The organism is Nocardioides sp. CPCC 206348 (genome assembly GCF_048654705.1).
Classification (GTDB): Bacteria; Actinomycetota; Actinomycetes; order Propionibacteriales; family Nocardioidaceae; genus Nocardioides.
In genome coordinates this window covers 1-8,585 of the sequence record NZ_JBMCZA010000040.1, presented here as the reverse complement: position 1 = coordinate 8,585, position 8,585 = coordinate 1, and the positions used below count along the sequence as shown (strand labels likewise).

At 62.6% G+C, this 8,585-nt stretch carries 9 protein-coding genes; 1 reads left to right on the top strand and 8 read right to left on the bottom strand.

Annotated features, from left to right (window positions below):
* Nucleotides 1–663, top strand: a 663-nt coding sequence (locus ACOADB_RS01155; protein WP_378596090.1) for a TetR/AcrR family transcriptional regulator, incomplete at its 5' end; no start/stop codon positions are given.
* On the opposite strand, the gene ACOADB_RS01150 is transcribed toward ACOADB_RS01155, so the two are convergent.
* From ACOADB_RS01150 to ACOADB_RS01115, 8 genes are all read right to left on the bottom strand, one after another.
* Entirely contained in the window at nucleotides 632–1,243 is a 612-nt protein-coding gene (locus tag ACOADB_RS01150; protein ID WP_378596089.1) for a TetR/AcrR family transcriptional regulator, read from the bottom strand. The two genes, ACOADB_RS01155 and ACOADB_RS01150, sit on opposite strands and share 32 nt — an antisense overlap.
* Nucleotides 1,244–1,307: 64 nt before the next feature.
* Complete coding sequence (locus ACOADB_RS01145) at nucleotides 1,308–1,934, bottom strand: hypothetical protein (RefSeq protein WP_378596088.1); 627 nt, start codon at nucleotides 1,932–1,934, stop codon at nucleotides 1,308–1,310.
* The gene (locus ACOADB_RS01140) at nucleotides 1,931–2,464 is read right to left on the bottom strand and encodes a hypothetical protein (RefSeq protein ID WP_378596087.1); all 534 of its coding nucleotides are present in this window, start codon (nucleotides 2,462–2,464) and stop codon (nucleotides 1,931–1,933) included. The genes ACOADB_RS01145 and ACOADB_RS01140 overlap by 4 nt, the downstream gene beginning before the upstream one ends.
* Nucleotides 2,428–3,738, bottom strand: a complete 1,311-nt coding sequence (locus tag ACOADB_RS01135) for an MCE family protein (RefSeq protein WP_378596086.1) — start codon at nucleotides 3,736–3,738, stop codon at nucleotides 2,428–2,430. Before ACOADB_RS01135 ends, ACOADB_RS01140 begins: the two co-directional genes overlap by 37 nt.
* 32 nt (nucleotides 3,739–3,770) lie before the next feature.
* Nucleotides 3,771–5,003: an MCE family protein gene (locus ACOADB_RS01130; RefSeq protein WP_378596085.1), complete on the bottom strand. Its 1,233-nt coding sequence runs from the start codon at nucleotides 5,001–5,003 to the stop codon at nucleotides 3,771–3,773.
* Between the two features lie 35 nt (nucleotides 5,004–5,038).
* On the bottom strand, nucleotides 5,039–6,277 hold the full coding sequence (locus ACOADB_RS01125) for an MCE family protein (RefSeq protein WP_378596084.1): 1,239 nt from the start codon (nucleotides 6,275–6,277) through the stop codon (nucleotides 5,039–5,041).
* On the bottom strand, nucleotides 6,274–7,305 hold the full coding sequence (locus tag ACOADB_RS01120; protein ID WP_378596083.1) for an MCE family protein: 1,032 nt from the start codon (nucleotides 7,303–7,305) through the stop codon (nucleotides 6,274–6,276). Before ACOADB_RS01120 ends, ACOADB_RS01125 begins: the two co-directional genes overlap by 4 nt.
* 2 nt (nucleotides 7,306–7,307) lie before the next feature.
* On the bottom strand, nucleotides 7,308–8,414 hold the full coding sequence (locus ACOADB_RS01115; RefSeq protein ID WP_378596082.1) for an MCE family protein: 1,107 nt from the start codon (nucleotides 8,412–8,414) through the stop codon (nucleotides 7,308–7,310).
* Nucleotides 8,415–8,585: the final 171 nt, after the last annotated feature.

Below are 8,585 nucleotides of genomic sequence, written 5' to 3'. Positions count from 1 at the left end.
GACCTAGGCCATGTCAGGAGGCTGTGCATGCCGCGACCCGTCGAGAACCTGACTGCGTCGGCCAGCCGCTCCCCCGACCGCACGCGTCGCCCCCGACCTCGCGAACGGATCCTCGAAGCGGCGCCGCAGGTGCTGATGCGAACGGGCATTGTCGGCTTTGGACTCGTAGAGGTTGCCAAGGAGGCTGGTGTTTCTCGACAGACGATCTACAACCACTTCGCCAGCCGAGACGACCTGCTGTCCGAACTCTTCGCCCAGGAGATGCGTTCGATCCACCTGCCGATCCAACAAGCGATCGGAAGCGAAACACCGGATCCCGAGAACATCGTCAGGCTCCTTCTGGCGGAGCTCGAGATGGGCCGGAACTTCCCCCTGTTCAAAGACCTGTTGGACCCGGCCAACGCCCCACGGGTTGCCGAACTCGTCTTCAACTCACCCGTCATCGACGCAATTCGCGATGAAGCATGGCTCCCGATTCTCGAACGCTACCGAGCTGCCGGACTGCTCAGAGCGGACCTGTCGCTTCCTGAAACCGTTCGCTGGATCACCTACCAACAGTTCTGGTTCGTTACTCACCCAGGAACCATCTGCGCCGACAACGAAGCCGCCGTTGCTCAGGTGATCAGGACTTTCATCCTTCCCGCGCTGATGCTTGAACACTGACGATCAGGCATGGAAGCACGAACGACCTGATGTGCAGCATCAACGCGTCCCGATCGTCTCCGCACACGATGTTGGGCTGAGTCAGAAGCCAGAACTGTTGGTAGGTGATCCACCGCACCATCTCTGGCAGGGGTACACCGTGTCGCAGGAGCCCGACATCTCGATAGCGTTCGAGGATCGGTAACCATGCCGCCTCTCGAGCATCAGCGACAGCATGGGAGTTGAAGACAATCTCGGCAACGCGCGGTGCGTTGACGGGGTCCAGCATGTCGTCGAAGAGCGGATACTGACGGCCGATTTCGAGTTCGGCAACAAGGAGATTGACCAGATTCTCGGGAGAGGCCGGTTTGTTGCCCAACTCGCGCTGCAGAGGGAGGTGCTTTGCGAACATTTCCTGGACCAGCAGGGCGCCCAGTAGCTCCTCACGACGATCAAAGTGGTTGTAGATCGTCTGGCGGGACACGCCCGCATGCCTGGCGACCTCCACCAGACCGAACTTGGCAACCCCTGTCCTGCGCAAGACGTCAGGAGCGGCCGCGAGGATCCGGTCCCGCGGGCTCAAGCGGGCTGGTCGAGTCATCTCCCCTGACCTACGAGTCCGGCTCACCAGCGTTTGCCTTTGCGGCACCGCGTGACCATCCCGATCAGACCGGGTCGACTGCGGCAACCTTCCAGGTGCCGTCGACCAATCGCATGACTACCTCGATCCGTGACCCGCTCAGCACAGGTACGTCGGACCCGGCTCTGGCTGCCACCTGGTTGACGAAGAGCAGGAGTTCGACCTTCTCATCCGATGCGCTGACAACCGACGCGCTGGCGATTTCGGTTCGCGTGACTGCCTTATGCTTTTTTGCCGCAGGGGCAACCTCATCCTCAATCAAGGTCGCGTACTTGGCCGCGAATTCACCCGTTACGAGCTCCGCGCGATCCTTCACCGCGCTGTCGACATCGCGGTAGTCGTAGGAGAGCAGTGTCGCAATGCTGTCCGCGCCAGCGGTCAACGCAACCGATGAAGCGTCATCCTTGCCCGCCTCAGCACCGTTTCGTCCGGCCACAACCCCGCCCGCCGCAGCGAGCAGGATCGCAGTCGCCACGAGAACGGCGATCACGCGACGCGGCTCAAGTTGACGGCTGCCGAGGGGTGCGCGCATTGCGAGCGACTTCTTCCCGCTGTTGTCCTGTTCGGCATCATCGATGGTCGGCGGCTCGTCTGCCTGCACCACTTCTTCGTTCTCCATCACTTCGTCGTCCTTCAAGATCACCTTGCTCATTGGACAAACACCACCTCGGAAGCGAGCCAGGGCCCGTCTTCCTTCCGCTCGAGTGAGACGGTCATGCGATACGAGCGTTCGTCGGCCTTGTCCTTGGTCGCGCTGTTCTTGACCTCAGTCACCATTGCGATCGCGATGGTGGCTTCTTCGTCCTTGAGTTCGACGACTCCAGACGACCGAACTTCGCCGCTGCTGGAGACCTTGTTGGCGGCGATCAGGTCAACCTGGTCGTCCAGGTTCGAGCGGACCTGTTTCGCGAACTCAGGTGTGCCTTGGGCTGCAAGGGCGTCGATGTCTTCGCGGGCAGTCTTGGGACTAATCGTCGCGAGCCCGAGAGCGACTCGCTCAGCGGTCTCGACGGCCTCTTTCTGGCTGTCCGACCGGACCTGATGGTCGTGGTACTCCCGGACCTGGTCGACCGCGAAGTACCCGGTAGCGACCAATGCTGCGGCCGAGACTCCACACGCAATTCGTTGACGCCGAGACCACGGCTCTACCTCCCGAGCGGGGACAGCAGAAGACTCGTCCATGATTCCTCCTTCTTGATTGGGGTTCCGGACCGTAGGGATCCGTTCAGGTGGTCGAGCAGAGGATTTCCGAGCTGGGCGAGCGGGTTCTCAATCGGGATGACCGTCAGCGGCTTGTCGTCGTTTCGGTATCCGTTGTCCCGACACTCCTGGACTGTTGCTGCTCGTCGTCCCTTCGGTGAGCCGGGCTCGAAGCACTGGAGGTTGCGGGTTCCCCGCACAACGCGCGGGTCGCCTTGTGGGATGTGGCAATACGCACCTTCTGGAAAGGCCATGTCGGTGAGGGCGTCCGGCCCGCGGGATCCGAGAGGCTCATCCGCGGTGGGCCAGCCCTTGGAACAGCCTCCCGGGTAGTTCGCGATCGTCTTGAACGCGAGCCGGAACATGCCGCCGCGAGATGGCGCTGTGTTTGCGATATTCGTGGCGGCAACCATCGGGTAGACGGTGAGGACTTGCTTCAAGGGAAGGTTGTAGGCACCGAGCAGATCCATGGTCACGTCGGCGGTCTTTGCGAGTTGGGCAACGGGCTGGGTGAGATCCTCGAGGAGTAGGGAGACCTCCTCTGCTGCAGGCGGAACATCCCGCAGGAGGGCTCGGATCGCCTTGTCGTTGGTACGCAGCTCGGCGGTGAATCCGGCGAGGTCGTCGGTCCATGCCCGAATCTCTGGGCTGGTGGCTACCTGCGTGTCGAGCAGGGTCTCTCCATCGTTGATGAGGTCATGCGTTTCGGGGTAGGCGTCCGACGCCTCCTGCACCAGGCCCTGAGTGTTCTCGTTGAGTCGAGCAAGGTCCGGTCCAAGGTCCCCGAATCCTGCTTCGGCCTCGTCGAGCACAACGCTGAGGCTGTTCAGGGGAACGGACGCCAGGAGTCGATCGACGTCATCGAGAACTTCAGCGATCTCCTGGGGAATCCGGGTCCGCGACAAGGGAATGTGGTCCCCTGACTTCAGGCGATCCCCACCGGACGAGACCGGAACCAGATCGACGTATTGCTCTCCGATCGCAGAGACACTCTTGATGACCGCCTCGACGTCCGCCGGCACCGATGCGTCTGCGTCGAAACGAAGGTCGGCAACCACTTCGCCGTCTTCGAGTGTCACGGCCGTGACCTTGCCGACCGTGACGCCGCGGTAGGTGACGTTTGCTTGCGGGTACAAGCCCGCCCCGGCCGCGAAGGTCGCGCTGACCTTCACCTGGCCAATCCCGATCAACGAAGGAATCTTGGCGTAGTGGAAGAAGATCAGACTGCAAGCGATCACCGTGAGTGTGGCGAACACAGCCAGTTGGATTCTGACTCGGCGTGTAACCATCACTGTCCCCCGTTCTTCTGAGCTCCGCCGAGCAGGAGCCCCTGCAAGATCTGAGACACGATGTCCTCCGGGGCATCTGGTGCGGGTTCCTTCTCGGTGTCCGGGGCAGAGCCCGGCTTGTCTTGACTGCCCGACTCTGTCGACGCGTCCGCGTCGCCGAGCGCGAGCGGGTCCTCGAGAGGGTCACCTGCATCTGCTGCCTGGCCGGTGACCTGCTGGCCCAGGAGGTTTTCCGATGCAGACAAGAGCCCAGCCAGTGGCGTGCCGCTGAGCAGGCCACGGTCGAGGGTGTCCAGACCCACATCGACGGTTCCCCAAAGGTTGATGAAGTCGCCACGCAGGTACTCCCCGAAGGTCCGCAGTGGGAAGGCGATCGTGCCGAGCAGCCACAGCGAGTCGGTGAGCGAGGATCCTGCGTCGGCCAACCCCTTGAGTGATGGGCCGAGGGCGGTGATGTTGCGGGTGAGGTTGTCCCCGCCGCGATCCACGAAGTCCGACAGCGAGGTGCCGAAGTCGCCGAGGCTCTCCAGGGTTCGGACCAGGCGTCGGCGGTCCTTCGCGAGCACCGCAAGTGCCGGGGGGAACGAATCAAGGGCATTGTTGATGGTGTCGTTTCCACCGGCCAACCGCCCCATCAGCCGGTTCATGGCCTTGGTTGCCTGGATGATGCTGCCGCGGCGGGTGTCGAGTTCGGTGGCGAGGCGTGCTGCCCGGCGCAGGAGTTGACGGGTTGTGCCCTCGCGGCCGCCTAGTGCCTTGTTCAGTTCGGTCGCGATGGTCTTGATCTGGCTCAGGCCGCCGCCGTTGAGGAGGGTGGCGGTCGCAGCCAGGACGTCTTCGGTTTGTGGGTAGCTTCCGGTCTGATCGCGACCGATGACTGAGCCCTCGGCGAGGACGCCGTCTTCTTTCCCTGGGGGCGGTGGAATCAACTCGATGTGCTTCGCCCCCAGTAGCGAGGTCTGTCCGATCCTTGCGGTCACGTTGGCCGGGAGTTCGACGCTGTCGTCCAGTGAGATCGTCAACACGGGCAGGTTGTCGACGAGTTCAATTTCCTGGATCGTCCCGACGTTGACGTCCGCGACTCGCACGGGCGTGTTGGGGACGATGTTGAGCGCGTTGCTGAGCTCGACACGCACCCTGAATGAGTTCTCGCCCACGCCCTTGCTCCCAGGGAGGGACAACGAGTTCAGATTCTCGTATCCGCAGGCGGTGAACAGGACCAGGATCGGCAACAGTACGCCGACGAGTCCTCGCCTCAGCCGTGTCGTCACGACTTACCTCCAGTCAGCAGTCCGAGCAAGTCGAGGCTGTCTGTCGACGGCGGAAGCTCGCTCTTCGAGTCGTTCGGATAGGGATTGTCTTCATCCGGTTCGGCTGGCAACGTGCCGCCGCCGCCCGGAAGCTCCAGGGCCCCGCCCAGGCCGACAGGCGGGGCGGCAATCCCCAGCTTGTTGAGCAGCGGAGCGAGGTAGGTCGCGCATGCGTCAAGACCTGTTCCGGCGTTTCCGGAGGCTTGCGATACGAGGGCGCACAACAGTTGACCCGGAGCAGCGAGGTTGTCGACCATCAGGCCGCCGGTCCACGCCTGCATGCTCGGCGAGGCAATGTTCAAGAAGTTCGTGAGCGTGTTCGGTCCGACGTGCAGCACGGTCGCGAGTTCGTCGCGAGAGTTTGCCAGCATGGTCGTCAAGCTGGCCAGTCGCTTGGTGGCCTGCGTGAGGCCAGGCCGGTTCTCCTTCACAAAGGACTCGACGAGCACTGCTGCTCGGTCAACACTGCGGATGGCGGCAGTGAGTTCGTCTCCGTTGTCGTCGAGCAGGTCGCCGGCGCTGGCCAGGTTGCGGTTGAAGGCTGCGACGCCCTTGTCCAGGCTTGCCATTGCGCTGACGAAGACCTGGAGGTTGCGAATGGCTCCGAAGAGGTCACCCTTGCCGGTTGCAAGGGTGTCCATCGCCGACGAAAACTCCTTGATCATGGTGTTGAAGCGCTTGCCCTGACCCTTGCCGTTCTTGGCGGCAACGTCGAGGAACTCCCCCAGCGCGCCGTTCTCGTCACTTTCGTTGGGCCCCAGAGATGTACTCAGGCGGGAGAGTTCGGACTTGAGGTCGTCGAACTCGAGAGGTGACGCAGTACGGAGCATCGGAATCGTGGCCCCGTCCTCGAGAATCGGACCGCCGTCATAGGCCGGCTCGAGTTGGACGAATCGGGTTGCGACCAGGGTGGGAGACACGATGACTGCGTGGACCTCGGCGGGAAGGTCGTACTTGGCGTCGTAGGAGAATTCGACCTTCACCTTGTCGTCGGTCGCGGTGATCTTGTCGATCTTGCCGACTTCGACACCGAGGATCCTGACTTTGTCGTTCTTGTAGACACTGGTGAACGAATCGAAGTACGCCACTCCGTGTTTGGTGTCGGCCTCGCGCACTGCGTTGAAGGAGACGACCACGAGAAGCAGAGCGCCCAAGGCGATCGTCACGCGGTACAGGGGCTTTCCTAGACGGGTCACGGCAGGTCACCTTCTCCGATGTTGAGGCCCGGTTGGCCGGTCAGTCCGTTGAGCACGCTGGGCAGGCCGATCTGACCCGTGGGCAGTTCGAGGTGGCCGTTGAACCAGGGTCCGTGTCCGACGCCCTCGCCCAGGCCGGCGAGGAAGATCGACGCCCGGTGGAGAGAAACGCTGATGTTTTCCTCGTTCTTGTTGAGGATCGCGAGGACCTTGTTCAGTTCCTTCATCGCGGGACGAAGTTGACGTTGGTTGTCCTTGACCAGGCCGGTGACCTGCTCGGCGAGTCCAGAGGCGTTCTTGATGAGTCGTTCGATCACCTGACGCCGCTGGATGAGTTCAACCATGATCAGGTTGCCGTCCCGGATCAGGAGCTTGATCTGGTCCGTGCGCTCCCGGAAGGTCCCGGTCACCTTCTTGGCACGAGTGAAGAGTTCGCGCAGCGCCTTGTCCCGTGACGAAATCACACGCGACAGCTCGGTGACGCCTTCGAAGGCCGGCGTCAGTTCGTCCGACGTCTGACGGAAAGTGTCGGAGAAGGTGGTCATGGCAGCTGCCACTGAGTCGAGATCCAGCTTCTTCGTGTGCTCGGCCACCTGAGCAAGGCTGTCGGTCAGGTTGTACGGCGCCGCTGTCCTGTCGAGTGGAATCTCGGCCCCGGACTTCAGTTCGCCGTCCCCTCGCGGGGTGAGGCTGATGTACCTGGCACCGAGGAGGGTCCCGGTCTTGATCGCAGCGGCGGTCTGGTCGCCCAGGTCGACGTCCTTGACCGTGAACTGGACGACGACAGCAGCACGATCGAGATCGATGCCCTTGACCTTGCCGACGGTGACACCCGCGACCTGGACGGGATCGCCAACCTTGAGGCCCCCTGATTCAGAGAACCGAGCGGTGTAGGTGTTGCCGGAGATCAGGGGGATGTCCGCGATGCGGAACGAGCCCAGGATCAGGAGGGCGAGTGTCACCACGCTGACGACCGCAATCATCGTGAGGTTCCGTTCGCGGAAGGTCTTGTGTTTGGTCATGTCCATGGTTACTGCTTCCCCTCTCGGGAGGCGGCGTCCGCGGCTTCGCGTTCCTCCGGTGTCTGCAGGGGTGCTACCCCGGGCTTGCAACGCTTGATGCTGTCGGCCGGCCCAACCCAGGGCGTGTAGTAGGCGTTTCCTAGCGGGTCTGTGACACGGAGCCTCAGCGAGCAGAGGTAGAGGTTGTATCCGGACCCACGCGAGGCGAGTCGACCGATGCGGAGGTAGGCCCCTGGCAGCATCCGCAGGAACTCGTTGAGAGTGCCGCTCCCGGCGTTGGCCTGCCGAGAAACGCGGCCGACCTGCCGAACCATTTCCTGGAACGGGTCGCGCACCTGCACCAGCAATCCGTTCATGCTCGTGACGAGCTTGTCGACGTTCGCGAACGAGCGGCCGAGGCGACCGCGATCCAGTGCAAGACCCGATGCGAGCTGCTGCAACGTTGAGACTGTGTCACTGAGTTCAACGCTGTGTGTGTCGAGATTGCCCAGGACGGTGTTCATGTTGGTGATCACCTGTCCGATCACCTCGTCTTCGTTGGCAAGACCGGACGAGAAGCTCCCAATGCGGCGCAGCAGCGTCTCGATGGTGCCGCCCTCACCTTGAAGGACCGCGACCAGTTCTCCAGACAGTTGGTTGATCTGCTTGGGGTCGAGGCCTTGGAACAGGGGCTTGAGACCGCCGAGCAGCAGGTCAAGGTCGAGCGCCGGTGAGGTGCGGTCCACCGGGATGGTGGTGCCCTTCGACAGTGCGCCCGAGCCACCGCCAGGCACCAGTTCGAGGTAGCGGTCTCCGGTGAGATTCTTGTAGCGAACCGCCGCGCGAGCCTTGTCGTCGAGCGACACCGTGTCCTTGATCTGGAACCGGACCTCGCCGCGATTCTGGTCGTTCACCGTGATCTCGTCGACAGTGCCGACCTTCACGCCGGCGACCAGGACGTCGTCACCAGGTTGGAGATCGGATGCGTCGGCGAAGACCGCCCCGTATCCGGACTTGTCATAGAACGTGAATCCACCAAGTTCGATGGCAACAAAAGCAAGGACCAGAGTCGTGGTGACCGCGAAGATCAACGACTTGACGAGCGGTTTGCCGATTGCAATGGATGACTTCGTCATTGCGTGCCTCCCAGCGCGAGTGGGCCGAAGAGCTGGAGAACCAGCGGGTCGCCCTTGAGCGAATAGTCGTTCTCATCCGGGCCTGGAGGATTGGGTTCTCCGCCCAAGTCGACGGGGTCCAGAAGCGAGCGCGGGTACCCGCGACCCGAGTAGTCGGGCATCCCGTGGCAG